General features: G+C 42.5%; 16 protein-coding genes and 1 riboswitch. Of the genes, 2 read left to right on the top strand and 14 right to left on the bottom strand.

From position 1 onward, the window contains the following. The first annotated feature begins 321 nt into the window (after positions 1-321). The gene (locus AC0VX7_RS02190; protein WP_475426462.1) at positions 322-1,629 is read left to right on the top strand and encodes an MFS transporter; all 1,308 of its coding nucleotides are present in this window, start codon (positions 322-324) and stop codon (positions 1,627-1,629) included. A 130-nt stretch (positions 1,630-1,759) separates the two neighbouring features. Further along, positions 1,760-1,942, top strand: coding sequence for a hypothetical protein (locus AC0VX7_RS02185; RefSeq protein WP_475426461.1), 183 nt, complete (start codon positions 1,760-1,762; stop codon positions 1,940-1,942). An 86-nt stretch (positions 1,943-2,028) separates the two neighbouring features. Here the strand turns inward: AC0VX7_RS02185 and AC0VX7_RS02180 are convergent, their stop codons facing one another. The 14 genes from AC0VX7_RS02180 to AC0VX7_RS02115 form a co-directional block, all read right to left on the bottom strand. Beyond that, positions 2,029-3,027 carry an EAL domain-containing protein gene (locus AC0VX7_RS02180; protein WP_475426460.1) on the bottom strand — a complete coding sequence of 333 codons (999 nt, stop codon included), beginning with the start codon at positions 3,025-3,027 and terminating at the stop codon, positions 2,029-2,031. Between the two features lie 190 nt (positions 3,028-3,217). Then, positions 3,218-4,330, bottom strand: coding sequence for a flavin monoamine oxidase family protein (locus AC0VX7_RS02175; RefSeq protein ID WP_475426459.1), 1,113 nt, complete (start codon positions 4,328-4,330; stop codon positions 3,218-3,220). Positions 4,331-4,421: 91 nt separating this feature from the next. Beyond that, complete coding sequence (locus AC0VX7_RS02170) at positions 4,422-4,982, bottom strand: sugar O-acetyltransferase (protein ID WP_475426458.1); 561 nt, start codon at positions 4,980-4,982, stop codon at positions 4,422-4,424. A gap of 123 nt (positions 4,983-5,105) precedes the next feature. Next, the gene (locus AC0VX7_RS02165) at positions 5,106-6,143 is read right to left on the bottom strand and encodes a ribonucleotide-diphosphate reductase subunit beta (RefSeq protein ID WP_475426457.1); all 1,038 of its coding nucleotides are present in this window, start codon (positions 6,141-6,143) and stop codon (positions 5,106-5,108) included. A 19-nt stretch (positions 6,144-6,162) separates the two neighbouring features. Further along, positions 6,163-8,394: a ribonucleoside-diphosphate reductase subunit alpha gene (locus AC0VX7_RS02160; RefSeq protein WP_475426456.1), complete on the bottom strand. Its 2,232-nt coding sequence runs from the start codon at positions 8,392-8,394 to the stop codon at positions 6,163-6,165. Next, positions 8,372-8,881 (bottom strand): acyl-CoA thioesterase, encoded by a 510-nt coding sequence (locus AC0VX7_RS02155; protein ID WP_475426455.1) that lies wholly within the window; start codon positions 8,879-8,881, stop codon positions 8,372-8,374. Before AC0VX7_RS02155 ends, AC0VX7_RS02160 begins: the two co-directional genes overlap by 23 nt. 166 nt (positions 8,882-9,047) lie before the next feature. After that, positions 9,048-9,232: riboswitch (cobalamin riboswitch) on the bottom strand. Positions 9,233-9,416: 184 nt separating this feature from the next. Further along, positions 9,417-10,655, bottom strand: coding sequence for a serine/threonine transporter SstT (sstT, locus tag AC0VX7_RS02150; protein ID WP_475426454.1), 1,239 nt, complete (start codon positions 10,653-10,655; stop codon positions 9,417-9,419). A 731-nt stretch (positions 10,656-11,386) separates the two neighbouring features. Further along, positions 11,387-13,606 carry a catalase/peroxidase HPI gene (katG, locus tag AC0VX7_RS02145; RefSeq protein ID WP_475426453.1) on the bottom strand — a complete coding sequence of 740 codons (2,220 nt, stop codon included), beginning with the start codon at positions 13,604-13,606 and terminating at the stop codon, positions 11,387-11,389. 194 nt (positions 13,607-13,800) lie between these two features. Continuing rightward, positions 13,801-14,127 carry a hypothetical protein gene (locus AC0VX7_RS02140; protein WP_475426452.1) on the bottom strand — a complete coding sequence of 109 codons (327 nt, stop codon included), beginning with the start codon at positions 14,125-14,127 and terminating at the stop codon, positions 13,801-13,803. Positions 14,128-14,784: 657 nt separating this feature from the next. Then, positions 14,785-15,804, bottom strand: coding sequence for a Gfo/Idh/MocA family oxidoreductase (locus tag AC0VX7_RS02135; protein WP_475426451.1), 1,020 nt, complete (start codon positions 15,802-15,804; stop codon positions 14,785-14,787). A 46-nt stretch (positions 15,805-15,850) separates the two neighbouring features. Beyond that, complete coding sequence (gene xylF, locus AC0VX7_RS02130) at positions 15,851-16,930, bottom strand: D-xylose ABC transporter substrate-binding protein (protein ID WP_475426450.1); 1,080 nt, start codon at positions 16,928-16,930, stop codon at positions 15,851-15,853. An 80-nt stretch (positions 16,931-17,010) separates the two neighbouring features. Further along, positions 17,011-18,549, bottom strand: coding sequence for a response regulator (locus AC0VX7_RS02125; RefSeq protein WP_475426449.1), 1,539 nt, complete (start codon positions 18,547-18,549; stop codon positions 17,011-17,013). Next, on the bottom strand, positions 18,542-19,981 hold the full coding sequence (locus AC0VX7_RS02120) for a sensor histidine kinase (RefSeq protein ID WP_475426448.1): 1,440 nt from the start codon (positions 19,979-19,981) through the stop codon (positions 18,542-18,544). Before AC0VX7_RS02120 ends, AC0VX7_RS02125 begins: the two co-directional genes overlap by 8 nt. Beyond that, a complete protein-coding gene (locus AC0VX7_RS02115; protein ID WP_475426447.1) occupies positions 19,974-20,951 on the bottom strand; it encodes a sugar ABC transporter substrate-binding protein in 978 nt (325 codons plus the stop codon). The genes AC0VX7_RS02120 and AC0VX7_RS02115 overlap by 8 nt, the downstream gene beginning before the upstream one ends. Positions 20,952-20,996: the final 45 nt, after the last annotated feature.

Below are 20,996 nucleotides of genomic sequence, written 5' to 3'. Positions count from 1 at the left end.
ATACTATTAAATCACAAAATTGAAGAGTGGAAGTTTCAACTTTGTGATATGTCTATGACAATATTTTGAAGTAGTACGCTTCCAAAACTTCCCCTATTCTCTTGTGTTCGCAGCCGTTTTCGCACTAGAAAATACTGTGTTTCCACTAGGTAAAACCCCTACGGGTACTGACTTTTATCACCCTCTGTCAAAGAATGTTCAAGACTTTTTGACAGAATTGTGTGCACTAAAATAATTGTGAGGTACGTCACACCTGCTTCGTGATATAAATGGTTTATTAATCTTATAAACACCCACTCAAAATTATTTGGAGGAATTAAAATGGCTCGCATAAATAAATGGAATCCTGAAGACGATCGTTTTTGGCAATCCGAAGGCAAAAAACATGCCCAACGGAATTTATGGATTTCTGTCCCTTCCTTGATGCTCGCATTCATTGTCTGGCAAATTTGGTCTGTAGTCGCAATTCGCTTAAATGATATTGGCTTTAGTTTTACTGATCAGCAACTTTTCACTTTGGCAGCAATGCCAGGTCTTGTTGGTGCAACTTTGCGATTTGTGTACACGTTTGGCGTTGGAATGATGGGTGGCCGTAACTGGACGGTCCTGTCAACAGCTGTACTGGCGATTCCAGCAATCGGAATCGGTTTTGCAGTCCAGAATCCTGACACACCATATTCTGTCATGCTCTTACTCGCAGCACTTTCCGGCTTGGGTGGCGGTAACTTCTCTAGTTCTTCATCCAACATCAGCTTCTTTTTCCCAAAAAAAGCACGTGGAACCGCGCTTGGTATTAATGGCGGTTTAGGCAACATGGGTGTATCAGTCGTTCAATTCGTAACACCATTGATCATTACAACTGGAACTTTCGCTTTTATCGCTGGCGATGGACAGAAATTGTCTAACGGCCAGGAAGTATTCCTGCAAAACGCAGCATTCATCTGGCTTTTACCAATCGCGATTGTCACAATTGCAGCATGGTTCGGCATGGATAACCTGCCTGGAACAAAGCAATCATTCTCTGATCAATTCGTCATTGTTAAAAGAAAGCACACTTGGATCATGACATGGCTTTACGTTGCAACATTTGGTTCATTCATCGGATACTCAGCGGCATTCCCGCTATTATTGAAATCACAGTTCCCTGAATATATCTCTTTAGCCTTCTTAGGTGCTTTCCTTGCTGCAGCATCACGTCCTGTCGGCGGGTGGCTTGCTGATAAGATGGGGGGGGCTAAACTGACATCGATTGTCTTGCTGGTAATGATGGTCGGAGCAGGAAGCGTCATCTTCTTCCTTGGCAACAAGCTATTCAGCGGCTTCCTGATTTCATTCCTAATCCTGTTCATTGCTGCTGGAATCGGTTCTGGTTCAACATTCCAAATGATCCCGGGAATCTTCGTTCCGAAAGAAGCGGCACCAGTGCTCGGTTTTACCGCAGCATTCGCAGCATATGGATCATTCTTGATTCCAAAACTGTTCGGCTGGTCCATCAATATTTCAGGAGGCTATGCACCGGCATTCTTCATCTTCATTGGCTTCTATGTACTGTCAATCATCTTAAACTGGTATTACTACCAGAGGAAAGAGTCTGTAGCGGTACTTGAAGCGCAAAAGACAACAGCCTAATTTCAAAAGCCTCGCCCAATTTAGTTGGGTGAGGCTTTTTACCAAATTTTATGTTTATCCTATTAGAATTTTGGGTATTTTGAACTATATATAGAGAGAATGATTGTTATACCAAAAGGGGGAGATTAAGTTGCTCACACTTTTTCTATTCCAGAGGGAACTAAGTCAACTGAAAGATGAATATCAATCAAGTGCTGATACAATAATCAAAGCGCAAATTCTGAAGGATATCGCGCTCCTGACAGAAGCGATCAAAGAAATGAAAGAGGTATGGGAAGCAAGATGTTCCCAGAATTCACCCGAGAATATATAGGAACAAAAAGCGCAAGCGCCTCGTTCAGCCCCGACAAGCGCTGGAGCTGGATTAAGAAAAAGAAACCGTATTTCACGGTTTCTTTTTTATTCTTCATTCAACTTCTTCACTTCAATTGGAGCAGGCTTTCCGAACAGATATCCCTGAAATAGCTGATATCCTTTTTCCTTAAGCCACTTAAAATCTTCCTCCAACTCGATCCCCTCCGCAAGCGGTACGGAACCAAGCCTCTTCGCTTCGGCCAAAAAAGCGGAAGCTGTCTGTTGCTTTTGTGTATCCGTGGCAACTCCCTGGACATACTTCATATCCAATTTCATATAATGTGGCTGCAGATCTGACAGCAGTTCAAGTGTACTATATCCCTCTCCTACATCATCCAACGCATAACGAAAACCTTTTTCTTTGTAAAAAGCCAGGATCCTTTTCAGATGATCCGTGTCTTCCACGTTTTCTGTTTCTACCACTTCAAATACAAGCCTATCCGGATTGACTCCTAACTTATCTGCCAGCATGGTGGTCGATTTCAGACAGAACTCCGGTGAATAAATCGAAGTCGGGATGAAATTAATAAAAACCTTTTTATCAGTAAAAGTAGATGCCCTTACCGCAGCCATCCTGCAAATCCGGTCAAGCGCATACAATCTGTCCCTCTTCCTCGCCGCGCCGAAGATTTCACCAGGATAGATCATTGACCCATCCTCACGGTAAAACCGTGCCAGCATCTCATACGCATAAATTTCGCCTTCAGCCTTAAGGATCGGCTGTGCATGGCAGGTCACAAGCTCACTAAGGATGACCTCGTCAATCCACTGGCTTTCGAGAATATCTCCTGCCTCTGCAACCAGCCTCCATTTCTCACCATCCAACCGGAAGAAAACATTCTCAGGATCCATATGATCATCGCAAAAATCCAGGAAATCCCTCATTCCCGCTTCTCTTACAACTAAAAAATCCCCATCAGCCCGAAGCAAATCACCGTTACGGTCCATATGGTGGACCACTTCAGGAAAGATGGACAAATTCCGTTCCCCATCAACCTTGATCTCAAACTGTAAATTCCCTACCACACACGCATTACAACTCATGTATTACAGCTTCCTCTCAAGTTAGTTTTTTATAACTATATCATTGCTATGTAGGTAATATGAACTATTTAACCTCCACCGTTTCTATCATCGATGAATAGAAGTAAACCAGAATAATTTTGGAACATCAAAAAAAGCGCCTCTTCCAAATTATCGGACGAGTGGCGCTTTTGTTTTACTTCTCTATTCCTTATGCTAAATTGCTATTAACCATTTCCCTCGCTATAGAGACCGCTCGCTCAGCTGCCTGAAGCGCTCCTTCCAGATGCCCTCCGTGCCCAGACGCTGTTTCTGTACCAGCAAAAATAACCCGCTTTTCCCATGAACTCTTTCCTGCCGGAAGTCCATATTCCGGGAAGCTGGTCAACGGCTGTGCATCTTCCTCCACAGCTGTTTCTGGATCGCTCGCCCAGTCTTTGTAAAGGAGAGCAAGAGGTTTTCCAGCTTGAGGACCAAATAACCTTGTCAATTGGTCAGTGACTAGTCTCAGAATATGTTCCTCACCAAGTTCATGACGCATCTTTGCCGGAAGTCCGAAGAAACCAAAAAGGGCGCCATAACCTGTATCAGGAGAAGCATCATGGATTTCCTGCAGGGGCCCGGCCCAGCTAGTGACCTGACCGGAAAGATCAGCATCCCTCCAGAATGGGCGTTCATAAACGGCTACTGCCTTAGCCTGTCCCGCCATCCATGTCGGCTTGCCTTTGAGGCTGGCTATCAGTTCATTGGGAAGTGCCGGTGAAAAAGCAATCCTTTCCACAACGATTCGAGGTGGCAATGCGAGGATGACAGCTGCGGCCCGAATGCTTTTCTCTTTTCCATCAGGTTGCTCTGCTTCTATTGTGACTCCGCCAGATTGATCCAGTTGGATTGCTTTAACCTGGGTATTCAGTAAGACTGTCTCAGACGGAAGTGATGATGCAATGGCGTCAATTAGGGACTGGATTCCACCGGCCAGCCGCACCGACCTTTCAACTGCGCCTTCTGGCAGAACATGACGTTGTACCTGCCCAGTTTGCGATTGCTCAAAAAGCATCGCTCCTGCTGTATGCTGTTCAATGGTGGGCAATCCAAGGTCTTTCACCAAATTGGTTATCGCAGGCTCGTGATTCGGCCAGAACCAGGTCGGCCCCAAATCAAACCGGCCAAGCTCCGGACTGTCTTTGACCTCTAAGCTCAAAACCCTGCCCCCAATCCGGCTGCGCACTTCCAGGACTTTGCAGCTTATACCTTTTGATTGCAGCATAGAGGCAGCATGAAGACCTGATAGGCCAGCCCCGACAATCACAACCTGTTCTTTCATTCTTGTTTCCTCCATTCATACACACTTCGTTCCCAGGGCCAGACCTGATCTAGAGATTCTTTCCTGTCCAAAACAAGCTAGGTTTTCCTTCTTAAAGTTCAATCTGTTTTATAACTCTCGCTGGATTGCCGCCAACCACCACGTTATCTGGTACATCCTTTATAACAACCGCTCCTGATGCAATCACGACATTGTCTCCCACCGTTACCCCCGGGTTTATGATGGCACTTCCGCCAATCCAGACATTATTTCCAAACGTAATCGGCTTTGCATATTCCCTTCCTGAATTTCGTTCATCTGGATGGAGTGGATGTGTGGCTGTGTAAATCTGCACGCCTGGTGCGAGCATACAATTGTCGCCAAAGCGGACTTCACAAACATCGAGGATGGTACAATCAAAATTGGCAAAAAAGTTCTCTCCCACATGGGTGTTATAGCCGTAATCAAAGCGGATATTCGGCTCCATCACCACGGTTTCCCCTGTTGAGCCTAGTAATTCTTTTAATAACTTGCTCCGTTTTTCCCCTTCGGTTTCCAATGTTTGATTATAAATTCTAACTTTTCGTCTAGCTTCCTCACGCTCTTTTACCAAAACGGGGTCAGCAGGATTGTACATTTCCCCGGCCAGCATCTTTTCTTTCTCCGTTTTCATTCTGATGCCCTACTTTCTAATGAAGTATAGTGGACGATAAAAAATGGAAGCAAAGGGACGTCCCTATGCTTCCATTTTATCAAATAATAGTAAAACTTATAAAATGAACGAACGCAGATCATTTTATAATTCATCAAACCCATTATCAGCGGATGTTTTCGTGTACTGTCTTGATTTTTGCTCAAAGAAGTCGGTCTTGCCAAGGTCTACTTCCTGATAGGCGATGATCCATCTTAATGGATTGGTTCGATGTCCTTCGAATGGGGCAGGAAAGCCTAGTTGTTCTGCTCGTTTGTTTGCCATGAACTTGATATAGGCTTCCACGTCTGACATGAGCAGTCCATCAATCTCGTTGCCGATAATATACTCCGCCCACTCAATCTCCAATCGTGCTGCTTCCTGGAAGGCTGCCGTTCCAAATTCTCTCAATGATTCTGTGTTGTATTCGGGATTTTCATGCAGAATTTCTTTGAAAATCTTTTCGAATAACCCTACATGAAGCTGTTCGTCACGGTTGATGTAATTAATCATCGTGCTGGTGCCGACCATTTTCTGATTTCGGGCCAGATTATAAAAGAAGGCAAAGCCCGAGTAGAAAAACAGGCCTTCAAGGATGACATCATAAACAATCGAATGCAATAGATTTTCAATGCTTGGATTTTCCGCGAAACCTTTATAGCCGTCCGTTATAAATTCATTCCGCTTGCGCAGGATTGGTTCTGTCCTCCAATAGTCAAACACTTTCTCCTGCTTCGATTTGGATACGATGCTTGACAGCACATAGCTGTAGGAATGATTATGGATTACTTCCTGTTGAGCCAAAATGATCATCAGTGCATTTAAGCTGGAGTCGGTGAGATAATCGGCAACTTTACCGGCATAGTCCGTTTGAATGCTGTCAAGGAGTGCCAGCAGCCCGATGATTTTTAAAAAGGCATCCTGTTCCTTTTCGGAAAGCATGGGGAATTGCTTAATGTCCTTTGACATATTGATCTCAAAAGGAGTCCAGAAATTGCCCAGCATCCTTTTATACTTCGGATAGGCCCACGGGAAGCGCACATCATCCCAGTTTAAGATATTTGAACTACGGCCATTTATAATAGCAGTCGAAGCATTGGGAGCCTCGACGTCTACAAGAGTTCTTTTCTTCAATTGCTTCATTCTTATCCGTCCTTTCCTCTTAACTATGGCAGCTCTCACATTCGTCAAACTCACTGCTGGATGTGGAGCGGACATAATACGTCGTTTTTAATCCCGACTTCCAGGCATCCATATGCAGATCCAGCAATGCTTTTGCCTTAATGTTGTTGGTGACGTAAAAATTAAATGAAATCGATTGATCGATATGGCGCTGTCGGCGGGCATTCTGCCTGATGCTCCAATGCTGGTCAACGTTATAGGCTGTCTTATAGAACCACATCGTTTCGGCTGATAGATCTGGCGCGGTCACAGGAATCTTGTAATCTTTCTTCTCCTCGGAATATTCGAGCCTGAAAATCGGGTCAATGCTCGCTGTTGAACCTGCTAAAATTGAGGTCGAAGAGTTTGGCGCTACTGCCATTAGGTACCCGTTTCTGATTCCGTTCTGCTTCACTTCTTCAGCGAGGTTGTTCCACTTTTCGCCAGTGTATTGTCTCTTCTCGAAAAACTGTCCATTACACCAGTCGGAGCCTTCGAAATAAGGATATGCCCCTTTTTCTTTTGCCAGTTCGAGGCTAGCGTTAATGGTTAAAAAAGCGATATTTTCATAAAGACTATCACAATACTCGACAGCTTCTTCGCTCTCCCATTTGATTTCTTTTAGAGCCAGCAGATGATGCCAGCCGAATGTCCCCAGTCCGATTCCCCTGTAGTTTTTGTTCGTAATTTGAGCCTGCAGGACAGGAATCTCATTGATATCGATGACATTGTCGAGCATCCTCACCTGGATATTGATCACTCTTTCCAGGACATCATCGATCACACTTTTCGCTAAAGAAATCGAGGATAAGTTGCAGACGACAAAGTCACCCGGTTTTTTATAGATTAAAATCTTTCCGTCCTGCACTGTTTCCTCTTCCAAAAGGGTAGGGCTCATATTCTGTGTGATTTCCGTACAAAGATTGCTGCAGTAAACCATCCCTTTATGGTGGTTGGCATTCAGCCTGTTAACCTGATCCCTGTAAAACATGTACGGTGTTCCGGTTTCAAGCTGAGAGATCATGATTGATTTAAAGATTTCGATGGCAGGGACCACCTGATGTGACAAGTCAGGATTGTAGACACAGGCCCAATATTTTTCACGGAAGGAGCCTGCCCCTTTTTCCTCATCGAAATAATCTTCTAGGGAAAACCCCATGACACTCCTCACTTCATGAGGATCGAACAGATACCAGTCACCTCGTTTTTCTACTTGTTCCATAAATAAATCGGGGATGCAAATGCCCGAAAACAAATCATGCGTCCGCTGTCGCTCATCTCCATTGTTCAGTTTTGCATCAAGAAACTGAAAGATATCTTTATGCCACACATCAAGATACACAGCGATCGCACCCTGGCGCTGACCTAATTGATCAACAGAAACCGCGGTGTTATTCAGCTGCTTCATCCAGGGAATGACTCCGGAACTGACCCCTTTAAAACCCTTAATATCACTGCCGCGGCTTCTGATTTTGCCAAGATAGACGCCAATGCCGCCACCATTTTTGCTCAAAGTGGAGATATCTGTATTACTATCGTAAATACTCCTCAAATCATCCGCGACTGTATCAATAAAGCAGCTCGATAACTGGCCGTAGCTTTTCCCAGCATTCGATAATGTCGGTGTGGCGACTGTCATATATAGATTGGAAAGCGCCCAATATGCCTCTTCCACTAACTGAAGCCGTATTTCCGTTGGTTCTTCAGCCAGCAACGTCATGGCAATCGTCATGAACCGCTCCTGGGGAAGTTCAGCGTAATCACCATTTTGTGTGCGTGCCAGGTACCTTTCCGCCATGGTCACAAGGCCTATGTAAGTAAACAGCTTGTCTCTTTCTGGATCGATGACTTTTTCAAGATATTCGATTTCTTCTCGGGTGTAGGACTTTAATATCCCGCCGTCATAAATGCCAATCTCTATTAAGCTATTGATCAATTCGTAGAACGAACCGTAACCAGTCTCTTTCCCGCTTTTTCTGAAGCGTGCGCTAAGCTTGTATAATTTCTTTAGGTAAAACCTGGCTGCCACATATGTCCATTCAGGTTCGTTCCGGCCGATTCGTTCAACTGCGGTCAAAATCAGCATGTTTTCAACCTGATCGCCAGTCATTTCTTTTACTTCGAGAGCTTGGTCCACCTTCTCTTTGAACGATTGAAAGTCCAATTCAGGGAACGAAGACTCTATTCCTGCAATCAGTTTGGCTGTATTCTCATCCTTTACCTGGATACTCATCGATTATCCCTCCAACTTGATTACTTTTTCTCATTTCCATCCTTCGCTGCCTTCTCATATCGGCAGTGTTGGACATCTGCCGTTCTTCATCATTTTCGGGAATGACCTTCGCAACCGGTACAGGTGCACCACTGTCATCCTTCGCGACCATGGTAAGAATTGAAGTGGTCGTCAGCGTTTTCCTGCTAGTTTTCAAGTTTTCACTTTCCACTTTCACGAACACTTCCATCGACGTCCTGCCTGTTGAAATGACGACCGCTTCGAGTGTTAAAATATCGCCCACTACAGCGGAAGACAAAAAGTTAACCGAGTCAATCGAGGCGGTGACAACAGCCCTTCTGCTGTGTTTCATTGCTGCAATTGCAGCTATTTCATCAATATAGCTCAGCACGGTTCCGCCAAAAATCGTTCCAAGATGGTTTGTATCCGGCGGCAGGACGAGCCTGTTCTGAAATGTCCTTGATACATTTGCTGATAATCCTTCCATTTCTGACCTCCTGTGTGTAAAAAATGCTCCCTAAAAAATGAGAAAAACCCATCTCGAAAGATGGGTTTTAAGTAAACGTTGATGTATTAACAGCTCATATGAAGCCGTAAAAAACAGCATGAGTCTATCAATTGATCCCCGTATACCTTCCCTATTCCCGAAGAAGATAACACGAATAAATATGGCAGGTCTCCTGACTTGTGCTTCACCCTACTTTAAGGCCTTCCCATCTATTTTTTAGACAGTGGTTCTTCCTTATTTCGTCAGCACTTACAGTTGCGGGAACAGTTCTGGATTCTCACCAGATTCCCTATTAAGTCTTGTTCAGACACCATACTTATCGGTAATTTCAATATTTAGTTATGAAACTGTTCATCTAACACAATATATCGTGTTATGAATTGATAGTAAATCATCTTTCATTCTTTTTCAACTATTTTTAATTCGTCGTGTGGACCCTTTTCTTTAAGACAACTAGCTCATATGCTGAGCAAAAAAAGGGAAGCAGAGGTCCGTTCCCCTGCTTCCGTCCATATTATGATGCTTTTTTGATTTCGATGATTTTTCCATCTTGGCGCCATTTCTTGAATTCTACGGCAGCCGTAAATAATACGTCTGTCGATGAGTTAAGGGCTGTCTCAAAAGAATCCTGTAAAACACCGATGATGAAACCTACTGCAACTACCTGCATGGCGACATCATTTGGGATGCCGAACAAGCTGGATGCGAGAGGAATCAGCAGCAGTGAACCACCGGCAACACCTGAAGCACCTGCAGCGCTGATGGCAGCCATAACACTTAGAAGAATGGCAGTAGGAATATCAACCTGAATGCCAAGTGTATGAACAGCAGCCAGTGTCATAACAGTAATCGTCACGGCAGCTCCAGCCATATTGATGGTTGCGCCTAATGGAATGGAAACAGAATATGAATCCTTATCCAGACCTAAATCTTCACATATTTTAATATTAACTGGGATGTTTGAAGCTGAACTGCGTGTAAAGAATGCGGTAATACCACTTTCCTTCAAACATTTGAAGACAAGCGGATATGGATTCTGCCTTATTTGAGTGAAAACAATGAGCGGATTGACTACAAGTGCCATAACAAGCATGACGCCAATCAGAATGGCAAGTAGTTTTCCATAACCTAGCAAAGAGCTAAGTCCGTTTGTTGTAATTGACTCAAATACAAGTCCCATGATGCCAAGTGGAGCGAATTTTATCACCCAAGTGACGATTTTGGACATGGCATCGGATAAATTCCCAATCACTGTTTTTGTTGAATCAGACGCATTCTTCAGAGCAAGGCCGACTAAGACTGCCCAGGCTAAGATACCGATATAATTAGCATTCATAATAGCATTAACAGGATTATCAACAATGTTAAGCAATACCGTTCTAAGAACCTCAACTATACTTCCAGGAGGCGTCAGGCCCTCAGCACCTGTTGACAGCTTCAAGCTTACCGGGAACATAAAACTAGCAATGACCGCAATAAGTCCGGCGGCAAATGTTCCTAAAAGGTATAAAGAAATAATCGTTTTCATGTTTGTTTTTTGTCCGCGTTTATGCTGGGCAATCGCCGACATAACCAGGAATAATACCAATACAGGAGCAACCGCCTTCAAGGCACTTACAAATAAAGATCCAAAAATAGCAACCGGCTTTGCTAGTTCCGGGATGGATAAAGCAAGGATAATACCAACCAACAAACCAGCAATGATCTGTTTCACCAGGCTTACTTGATTCCACTTCTTCAGTAAATCTTTCATCGTCATCTCCCCCATAAGTAAGTTCTCTTGTTTGTGGTTTTTCAAGAGGCCAACAACTAACATTGTCCTCCTTAAAAACACAACTGTTCGTGTACTATGTATTATAGATGTTGAAAAATTATATTACAATATAAAGATATGAATATATGTAAAATTTCAATTATCTAAATACTCAATCATCATACCCTGAATTGAATCCAATTGTTAATAGATAATTCTTCCTAAGAATGGTCACTAGACTCAACTTATTGATGGAAGAGACTTATACAAACAAGGTATTTCCTTATCCCGATAGAAAATGCAGGGCTTCCCTTTTACCTAAATGAAGAAAATAACACACTTTCGGGCAATGCAGGGGCTCTCCTTTTACCCAAATGAAGGAAATGGCACACTTCGGGCAATGCAAGGGCTCTCCTTTTACCCAAATGAAGATAATGGCACACCTTCGGGCAATGCAAGGGCTTTCCTTTTACCCAAATGAAAGAGATAGCGCACTTTCGGGCAATGCAGGGGCTCTCCTTTTACCCAAATGCAGAAAATAACACACTTTCGGGCAATGCAAGGGCTTTCCTTTTACCCAAATGAAAGAGATAGCGCACTTTCGGGCAATGCAGGGGCTCTCCTTTTACCCAAATGAAGATAATGGGCTATTTTCTTCGGAAAATCCGACAAGAAAAAATAGCAGACCAATTCCTCGGTCTGCTATCTCATAAACTATTTATCTAATTTTTTCAACGTGTGCGTGCCAGTTCCGAAGTCTCGCGAGCCTGTTCACTCAAATCAAAACGGTCTGCATTCATGACCTTTACCCATGCAGAGATAAAGTCGCGCACAAACTTCTCTTTGTTATCATCTTGAGCATAAACCTCCGCAATCGCACGCAGCTGTGAGTTTGAACCGAAAACCAGATCGACTCTGGTGGCTGTCCGAACAACGTCGCCTGTCTTTCGGTCACGCCCTTCATATACAACACCGTCTGCAGGTCTCCACTCAATCCCCATATCCAGCAGGTTTACAAAGAAGTCATTTGTGAGAGTACCGACGCGATCAGTAAATACACCGTGTTTTGTACCTCCATGATTCGTACCAAGGACACGCATTCCACCGATCAGTGCCGTCATTTCCGGTGCATTAAGGTTTAACAGCTGTGCCTTGTCCAGTAACAGCTCTTCCGGACTGACGCCATACTGTTTCTTCTGGTAGTTGCGGAATCCGTCAGCATATGGCTCTAGCACCGCAAAGCCTTCTGCATCTGTTTGCTCATCAGTCGCATCCCCGCGTCCAGGAGCAAATGGAACGGTTACATCAAAACCTGCATCTCGCGCGGATTTCTCTACTGCAGCACTTCCGCCAAGTACAATCAAGTCGGCAAGACTGACGTTCTGATCGAGATGACTTTGGATGTCTTCCAGTGCATTTAGCACCTTTGAAAGCTGTTCCGGCTGATTCACTTCCCAATCCTTCTGCGGTGCAAGACGGATGCGGGCACCATTCGCTCCTCCACGGAAGTCCGAGCCACGGAAAGTACTTGCTGAAGCCCAGGCAGTTGTAACCAACTCGCCGATGCTAAGCCCTGAGTCCAGAATCATAACTTTGATCTTTTCTACTTCCTCATTCGTCAATTCATAATCAACAGCTGGAACAGGGTCCTGCCAGACAAAATCATCTTCCGGAACTTCCGGACCTTTATACCTTGTTTTAGGGCCCATGTCTCGATGCAATAATTTGAACCATGCGCGTGCAAATGCATCGGCAAATTCCTCTGGATTCTGATGGAATCGGCGTGAGACTTTTTCGTATTCCGGATCGTGGCGCAATGCAATATCGGTAGTAAGCATCATGGTTGGAACTTTTACAGATGAATCTTCTGCATCTGGTGCAAGGTCTTTCTCCGCAGGATCTACAGCCAGCCATTGATAGGCACCTGCCGGACTCTTCGTCAGCCACCATTCATATCCAAATAATAAATCAAAGTATCCATTATCCCACTGTGTCGGATTTGCCGTCCAGGCTCCTTCCAGGCCGCTCGTAATCGTATCACGTCCCTTGCCGCTGCCGTATGCATTTTTCCAGCCTAAGCCCATTTCTTCGATAGGAGCAGCTTCAGGTTCTGGACCAACTTTAGCTGCATCCCCTGCACCGTGGGCTTTTCCAAAAGTATGGCCGCCAGCGATCAGGGCTACTGTTTCTTCATCATTCATGCCCATCCGCGCAAAGGTTTCGCGAATGTCCCGAGCGGCAGCAAGTGGATCCGGCTTCCCATTCGGTCCTTCAGGATTCACATAAATCAGACCCATTTGCACGGCAGCAAGCGGATTCTCGAGCTCACGGTCGCCAGTATACCTTTTGTCTCCAAGCCATTCAGATTCAACACCCCAGTAAGTGTCTTCTTCCGGATGCCAAATATCCGGACGTCCTGCACCAAAGCCAATCGTCTTACCGCCCATCGACTCAATTGCCACATTACCTGCCAGCAACATTAAGTCAGCCCAGGAAATCTTGTTGCCATATTTTTGCTTGACCGGCCACAGCAGTCTGCGGGCTTTATCAAGGTTGCCATTGTCCGGCCAGCTGTTAAGCGGTGCGAAACGCTGTGAACCAGTTCCGCCGCCGCCACGGCCATCACCTATCCGGTACGTGCCCGCTGAGTGCCAAGCCATTCTGATAAATAATGGCCCATAATGACCATAGTCAGCCGGCCACCAGTCCTGACTGGTTGTCATAAGATCATGCAAGTCCTGCTTAAGTGCATCATAGTCCAGCTTTTTAAATTCTTCATTATAGTTAAAATCTTCTCCCATAGGATTTGATTTTCTGTCATGCTGATGGAGAATATTCAATTGTAACTGGTTTGGCCACCAGTCTCTATTCGTCGTGCCACTGGTTTTATGACTAGTAGCACCCCCGTGCGTAAACGGGCATTTTCCAACATTCGCAGTATCCTTGTCCATTTTCTTTCCCCTTTCGTCAAAATAAAAATAATTAAACTTTCAACATTAATAACTATGAAAGAGACAAGGGATTTAGTATCTATAATTGGAATCTTTTATGATTAGAAGCAGCTGAGGGTGAATTTGAGGAATTAAGAGCAGATTAGGTTTAGGTGAAAAATAGGATTCTACCGGTTCAAAATTAGGGTGAAATACTAGCCAAAATACACTTCTACACTTTTTTCTTTCTGTGCCGTTTCCAAACAGCTTTGGATAAAGAGGAAGATTTGTTTTTGATCCCATGATGCACAGTCACTTTCCGACGGTGCAGCAGTTTTAAAGAATTTTTTATAGCCCTTCATAGCCTTTTCAACTTGTTGCAGCGAAAAGGTCGAGCTTTTACCTGATCCGCTGACACCAGCATAGAACTGATATGCATCAAGTAAACGGTACAGCAGGAGGGCATTATGATTCCCCATGCTAAAACGGGCGTAAGCAATTTCTTCCCTCGCTTTATTCAATCCATAAATATCGTGACCCATTTAATGTTCCTCCTTCAAATATAAAATAAGAAATATTAGAAAAGCTGATAAGTAGTTTACATGGCTTACCACTCCTTTCACTTTTGTATTCAAGGATTTATTTTAGACAAATCGAGAGAGTATAAGATGGTTTCGAGAGGTTCTACGGATTCAATCAGAAAAGATGCATCATTTATGAAGGGTTTTATAATGCAGGAAAAATTTTGAGGAAACATTCCCGAGAAAGTTCAAGAAGGATCGTTCACTTATCGAAAAAATAATACCATACATCGTATCATTTTAATTCAGTCAATTTCAAAACTTATTAACAATTATGTGAACGCTTTCAACCCCGAAAGGTTAGGCCTTTATAGAATATAAATTAAATAAAATGCAAAAAGGCAATGCCCAATAGGCCAGTTGCCTTCTGTTAATTTGAGTTGCGCTACACACTCTACGTGTCCATAGAGTATGTGACAACACATGGGGTTTTATAACCTTGGTGCTATCTCATCAGCTTTTTCGAAAGACCGCTCTTAGAAGTTATTTCAGCAAGTTAACATTAACCATAATCCCTACTGAAATCTCATCTAACTTAATTTCGTTTCCATAGCACGCGGACGTACCCTGTGCTTCTACCGTAACAATTCAGACCAGGTTTCAAACAATTAACTAAATTCACCTATTCAACCATTCTTCTTTTTTGATCAATCTTCCTTCTGCTGAAGATGTACGGGCCAGTTCAATAAACTTGGTCACTCTAAGTGCTTCTTCCAATGATACGACTGGCTCCCGGCTCGATATGTTATCTGCAAGTAATGAAAAGAAATGGTCGTATCCTCCAGATTCTATTGTGACCTCTGTCGTTTCTTCTCTATAGAGTGTACCCACTTCTTTTTCTTTCCCTTGATAGAAAGTACCATCTGCCAATTGAGGTTCCTGCTTGTCCAGGCCGTATTTTACGAAACTGCCTTTTGATCCATGCAGTTCAAAACGAGGATAAGCTGAATTAATAAATGAACTTGAGCGTAAATATACTCGTTTTTGCCCATAGTGCAGCACGATTAGAAAGCCATCATCCGTTTGGCCGTTCTCCCGTTGAGTCACTATTTCTGCATATAGTGCATCTGGTTCACCGAATAAAACAAGTGCTTGATCAATTAAGTGGGAACCTAAATCATATAGGATGCCCGAGCCTATTCCTGGTTGTTCTCTCCAGCGATTACGAACAACGGGCCTGAATCGCTCAAACCGCGATTCAAGGACTTTCCAGTCTCCTAGTATTTCTTCTCTCAGAAGTTTTTGTATGGTTAAAAAATCTCCGTCCCAGCGACGATTTTGGTGCACAGACACCACCGACGGGCTATTTTGGGTAAGCTGAATGAGTTCTCTTCCTTCTTCAGCTGTTAAAAATGCCGGCTTTTCGACAAGCACATCTTTTCCGGCAAGAATACATTGTTTTAGCATGTCATAGTGCATATCAGATGGCGTGGTGATGATATACAACGTTGCCTCACTTTGTGAAAGTGCCTCTTCTACCGTTGCATACACCGGTACATTTCTTACATCATTATGTTCTTTTGATGTTCCTGATCTTGAAATAATTCCGACCACTTCATATTTCTCAGAATGAACTAAGTGTGGTAAATGGAAAACCTTTGCGGCAAAACCAAACCCAGCAATTATTGTTTTGATCATGAAATATCCTCCACTAATTTCTTAATCTGCTGCTAAAAAATGATTATCATTTCCCTGTCTTTCCATATACCTCATCTCGCAAATGGAACCCATCAGCAATAATGGTCGCATCTATATTGCTCTTATCTACAGCAATGGGTGCAAGGAGGAGGGATGGTATTTCTAATTTTCCGTTGTTAATTTTTCTGTTCGATGTAACGGTTTCTCCTTCTGCCATTTTGATAGCTGCTCTTGCTGCTTCGTATGCTAATGTTTTAATAGGTTTGTAGATGGTCATGGTTTGAGTCCCTTGCACAATACGCTGCGCTGCTGCTAAGTCTGCATCTTGTCCGGCAACTGGAATTTCTCCCGCAAGCCCTTGCGCTTCAAGTGCTTTTATAACACCACCTGCTGTCCCATCGTTTGCAGCAATAACCGCATCTATTTCGTTATTATTTATTTCCAAGGCAGCTTCCATATTGGCCTGTGCATTTTCAGGAGTCCAATTTTCTGTCCACTGATCATACACAATCTGTATGTCCCCCCTATCTATGAACGGCTGGAGGACGTTAAAAACTCCTTTTTTAAATAAGTGGGCATTGTTGTCTGTATTTGCCCCCCCGATATATACATACTTCCCTTTTGGAACTACCTTTGTTATCGCCTGAGCTTGAAGTTCTCCAACTAACTCATTGTCAAAAGAGATGTATAAATCAACAGAAGAATTTTTCACTAAACGGTCATAAGATATAACTTTAATACCCGCAGAGTGGGCTTTGTTGATGATGGTTGCTACAGCCTCCGCGTTATGCGGGACGATCACAAGTAAGTCCACTCCCTCGCTGATTAACGTTTCTGCCTGCACAATTTGCAAGGTATCGTCACCCTTCGCTTCACGTATCACGACTTCCGCCCCTAATGACTCTACCGCTTCTTTAAAAAAGTCTCTATCTCTTGGCCAACGTTCCTCTTCTAATGTGTCCATTGAAAATCCGATTTTAAGCTTGTCTTCAAAATCAGTTACGCTTTCATTCTCTGGTTCTTTGTTCTCTTTCTTTGCTGTAGACACCCCTTCTTCGCATGCCGCCAATAACATTAGAAGGAAAATAAGATTTAATAGACCAACTTTCCTAAGCTTACTTACCATCGTTTCCCCTCCCTTCGCCTGCAGGACTTCAGTTTTACTCTGCCGTTATTCTCATAGATTACACTTTAATAGAATTGAGATTAATCTCTTATTCCAAGCAGTGTTTTACGATATTCTCTTGGTGTAACATTGCACACCTTCTTAAATACTTTGCTGAAATAATTAGGTTCGTGATAGCCAACTTCAATTGTAATTTCCTTAATACTCTTCTCTGGTTCTGCTAACATTTTCTTTGCTTTTTCAATCCGGCACTCAGTTAAAAAGTCAATATAGTTAATCCCTAGTTTTTCTTTGAACATTTTACTGATATAAATGGGGCTTAAACCTACTTTATTACTAAGTGTTTCCAATGAAATATTCTGTTGGGAATTTTCCATGATATATTGTTTAATTCGATAAATTGTATCCGCTTCCAAACTGATGTAATGTCGATCATAAGAATCTTTTATATCCATCAGAAGATTGGCCGTTTCAGAACGTAATTGACGGTAATTTGGCGATTGATAATGGTAAATAGGCGTTGCTATCTCAATCCCCAAATCGCTTACAATCGACCAGATTGACCATAGTGCTTCTAATACGAATTGCTGTGCTTGCTGGATTTCTATGCCTTCCATTTCGTATGCCTGGATAAGATGACTAATGTTCGATTTAATTTGGTCCCACTGTCCAAGACGTACCTGGTCGGAAAGATCCTTTTTTAAATACTTTGCCTGCTGCCAACTGCCTGTTTCATTCAAAACAGGTATATCTTGATAAAACCGATATTTTACCGGTAGAGTCTTATTGCTCGAAGCAATAATGGCCTCCTGATAGGATTGACGAATTTTCTCTAATGAGTTGCAATCATTTCCTATCCCAATGAACCAACCAGTTTTCTGCTCCTTGTTTACTGCTATTAAAATATCTCTTGCTAGTGAAGTCGCTTGTGATCGATGAGATTGGCCGTTTCTGAAGATAATAATCGGCAGCTGCCCATCGTAAAGAGCACCCATCCATCCGCTTCTCGTTTCCCTTATTTTTTCTTTAATCCTAGAATAAAGATGTTCCATTCCATCTGGTACAATCACATTCATGACGAATACCTGACTTGTTGATTGAATATCGAGCATCTCCATTAGCATATTTAAGTGAACTTCGTGTACATGATCAAATAGCAGCTGGGTTACAACATCTGTTTCAACGAGAGATAATGTTCTTTGAAGCATTTCTCTTTGCAAGCTGCTTTCTGCTTGTACCTCTCTCTCGTTTTCTATTTCTTCCAATACCTTACCAACCGTTGTTCTAATTTCACTCACCTTACTCGGCTTTAAGATATAATCTTTCGCTCCAAGCTTCAAGGCTGACTGCACATAATTAAACGTATCAAATGCTGTTATCATTATGAATTTAGTATGAGGAAAGTCTGCAGAAATCTGCTCTACGGCTTCCAAGCCGTTCATGCCAGGCATTTGGATATCCATTAACACTAAATCTGGTTTAAAGCTTGCTGCTAATTCTACCGCTCTATTCCCATTATTGGCTTGTTCAACAATTAGGTCCGGGAATGCTCTATTTAAAATGGCTTCCATCCCTTCCCGTTCTATTTGTTCGTCATCCACAATTAAAATTTTAATCATGTATCTCGCCTCTTTGTTTCGGAATTTTTAATAGAACGGCCGTGCCGCTGCCCAATGAGCTTTCGATCTTAATGACGTCATCCCTCTCATAAAAAAGACGAAGACGCTTTACAACATTACTGAAACCTATTCCTGTTGAATGTCCTGCTGATTGCACTTGACGTTCCATTAAAATTTGCGTAATGATTTCCTCAGACATGCCGATTCCGTCATCTTCAATTTGAACTAGGACATAATCATTGTTTTCTCTCACACGAATTGTGATGACACCCCCGTTAATATTGGGCTCTATTGCATGAATGACAGCATTTTCTATAATCGGCTGCAGGGTGAGTGCCGGAATAGCAACATGTAAGCATGAGTCATCAATTTCTAATTGCAGATGAAGCCGATCCGTAAAGCGTGCCTTTTGAATCTGCATATATTGATTGACAACAATCAATTCATCTCTTAATGTAACGGACCGGTCAATTTGCTTTAAATTGTAGCGTAAAAGGTCTGCTACGCTGACGAGCAAATCACTAATTTCTTCAGATCCTTCTAAATAAGCTTTTTTCGATAGCGTATTAAGCGTATTAAACAAGAAATGCGGATTCATTTGGCTTTGCAGACTGCGAAAATGACTTTCCTGCAGCAAAATTTTGTTCTGCTGCAGCTCGTGTTCCAGCTTTGCCTTTTCCTTTATTTGCCGAATTAAATTATTTATGTTCGTACGCATATGATCAAAGGTTTTAGCAAGAAAGGCAATTTCATCATTTGATTTGACTGTTATTTCATTATCGAATTTCCCTTTTGCCAACTCACTTGCAGCCTTTGTTAATTGTTGGACTGGCTTTGTGATGCTTAAGGAAAACCAATATGTAGCCAATAATAGCAATAAGGATGTTAGTAAGATCATCCATATGGCAAGTTTCACTAATTCAATCGATTGCTCCATAATGCCACGATAGAATGGCTCATGTGTTTTGAGTTCCATATCAATTAAGGTGAGCGTCATATCGGAAATATAGTTACCAATTCGTGTAGTTTCTGCGAGGTCTTTTACCGCTGCCTCTGAATCTCGTTCCAGTCCCATTAACCGGTCCGTTGTTTCAATTAAACTGCCCATTAAATGAATGTAATTTGTTAATGTGAAATCATTTACTTCATTTCTTACCTTAAATACTTCATACCTAGCAGATTCCAGTACCTTTTTGCTGCGCTCTAATTTCTGTAAGTTTTCTGGTGTCGATTGGTTCATATAGTTATTCAAGTCTGTGATTACTTGATTACTAGACCTCGAAACATCACTCAAGATTAAGTATCGGTTTAAGATGTCATTATATTTTACTTGTGTTTTATAGTTGTAGAATGTCAGAGCAATCCAAATGATGGACATAATGACAATGACTATAGTTGTAAGTGTTAATATTTTCCTTCTGATGCTATTCATTTCTGTTGTCCTTCAATATGCGTATCTTTGTAAAGTAACCATTAATATCTAGCGGAACCGTTTCCCCGTTCAGCCATTTAACAAGTTGTTGTACACTGACTTCACCCATTGTTTCTGGATCCTGCTCGACGACTCCGTCAATTTTGCCTTCTTCAAAAAGCGGTAACGATTCTGGTCCATCATCAAAGGTATATATGAAATATGGTTCAACCTGCGAACGTTTTCCTATTTCCTGTACCATGGGACCAATCATATTCGCGTTTACCGCGATAAATGCATTCACATCTGGCATGTGATTTAACTGGTCTCTCATTGTGGTGATGACTTGATCTTTTGACTCTGCTGTTTCCGCATATTGTATCTTAATATTTGGATAGACTTTCAAAGTGGCATAGATGCCCTTTAATCTCTCATTCTGGTAATACTCTTTCTGCTCGTCAGAAAGGAGCACAACATTCCCTTCCGTTCCCATATCATTCAACAACTGCCGTGCTATTAAACCTCCAGCACGAAACTGATCGGAACCAACGTATGTTCTTCTTAAACTTTCCTTCATTGGCACATCATTTGCTACTGTGATAATCGGAATGCCATTAAAAGCAGCTTTTACTTTTGTGAGCTCTTTAAACTCGTCAGTATCAAGTCCTTGTATGATGATTCCATCCACTTTGGAATGGATTGCCAGTTCTAACTTTTTTAAAAATTGTTCTGAATTATTGCTATAGCTGCCCCATATTTCAAGGCTGGCTCCTTCTTTCACTGCCTGTCTTGATGCTCCTGCGCCAACCTTATTCCAAAACGTAGTGTCCATGTCTCTCGTTATGAAAACTAAGCGATAGTGAGAGTCTGTTTGCTTTTTTGCTTTAGGTAAGGCTAAATCATTACTAAAGACAATGTTGGCCGATACGAAAATGAGATAACAAAGGGAGACAAATATAAGGCCTAGTATGGTATACATATACTTTTTCATATTTGCTTTCTCCCCTTTCTTTAAACGTTTGGATATTATTTAACT

It is taken from the genome of Mesobacillus sp. QJM3NY_10, assembly GCF_056173465.1.
Note: the sequence above shows the minus strand (reverse complement) of the source record. Positions and strands in the feature narration are given on the sequence as shown.

Bases quoted from the DNA above. Each gene is read 5' to 3' on its own strand.
- AC0VX7_RS02170 (WP_475426458.1), bottom strand. From the start codon at position 4,982: ATGAAAACGGAGAAAGAAAAGATGCTGGCCGGGGAAATGTACAATCCT.
- AC0VX7_RS02125 (WP_475426449.1), bottom strand. From the start codon at position 18,549: ATGATTAAAATTTTAATTGTGGATGACGAACAAATAGAACGGGAAGGG.
- xylF (WP_475426450.1), bottom strand. From the start codon at position 16,930: ATGGTAAGTAAGCTTAGGAAAGTTGGTCTATTAAATCTTATTTTCCTT.
- AC0VX7_RS02135 (WP_475426451.1), bottom strand. From the start codon at position 15,804: ATGATCAAAACAATAATTGCTGGGTTTGGTTTTGCCGCAAAGGTTTTC.
- AC0VX7_RS02160 (WP_475426456.1), bottom strand. From the start codon at position 8,394: ATGAGTATCCAGGTAAAGGATGAGAATACAGCCAAACTGATTGCAGGA.
- sstT (WP_475426454.1), bottom strand. From the start codon at position 10,655: ATGAAAGATTTACTGAAGAAGTGGAATCAAGTAAGCCTGGTGAAACAG.
- AC0VX7_RS02155 (WP_475426455.1), bottom strand. From the start codon at position 8,881: ATGGAAGGATTATCAGCAAATGTATCAAGGACATTTCAGAACAGGCTC.
- AC0VX7_RS02120 (WP_475426448.1), bottom strand. From the start codon at position 19,981: ATGAATAGCATCAGAAGGAAAATATTAACACTTACAACTATAGTCATT.
- AC0VX7_RS02180 (WP_475426460.1), bottom strand. From the start codon at position 3,027: ATGAGTTGTAATGCGTGTGTGGTAGGGAATTTACAGTTTGAGATCAAG.
- AC0VX7_RS02175 (WP_475426459.1), bottom strand. From the start codon at position 4,330: ATGAAAGAACAGGTTGTGATTGTCGGGGCTGGCCTATCAGGTCTTCAT.
- AC0VX7_RS02190 (WP_475426462.1), top strand. From the start codon at position 322: ATGGCTCGCATAAATAAATGGAATCCTGAAGACGATCGTTTTTGGCAA.
- katG (WP_475426453.1), bottom strand. From the start codon at position 13,606: ATGGACAAGGATACTGCGAATGTTGGAAAATGCCCGTTTACGCACGGG.
- AC0VX7_RS02115 (WP_475426447.1), bottom strand. From the start codon at position 20,951: ATGAAAAAGTATATGTATACCATACTAGGCCTTATATTTGTCTCCCTT.
- AC0VX7_RS02165 (WP_475426457.1), bottom strand. From the start codon at position 6,143: ATGAAGCAATTGAAGAAAAGAACTCTTGTAGACGTCGAGGCTCCCAAT.
- AC0VX7_RS02140 (WP_475426452.1), bottom strand. From the start codon at position 14,127: ATGGGTCACGATATTTATGGATTGAATAAAGCGAGGGAAGAAATTGCT.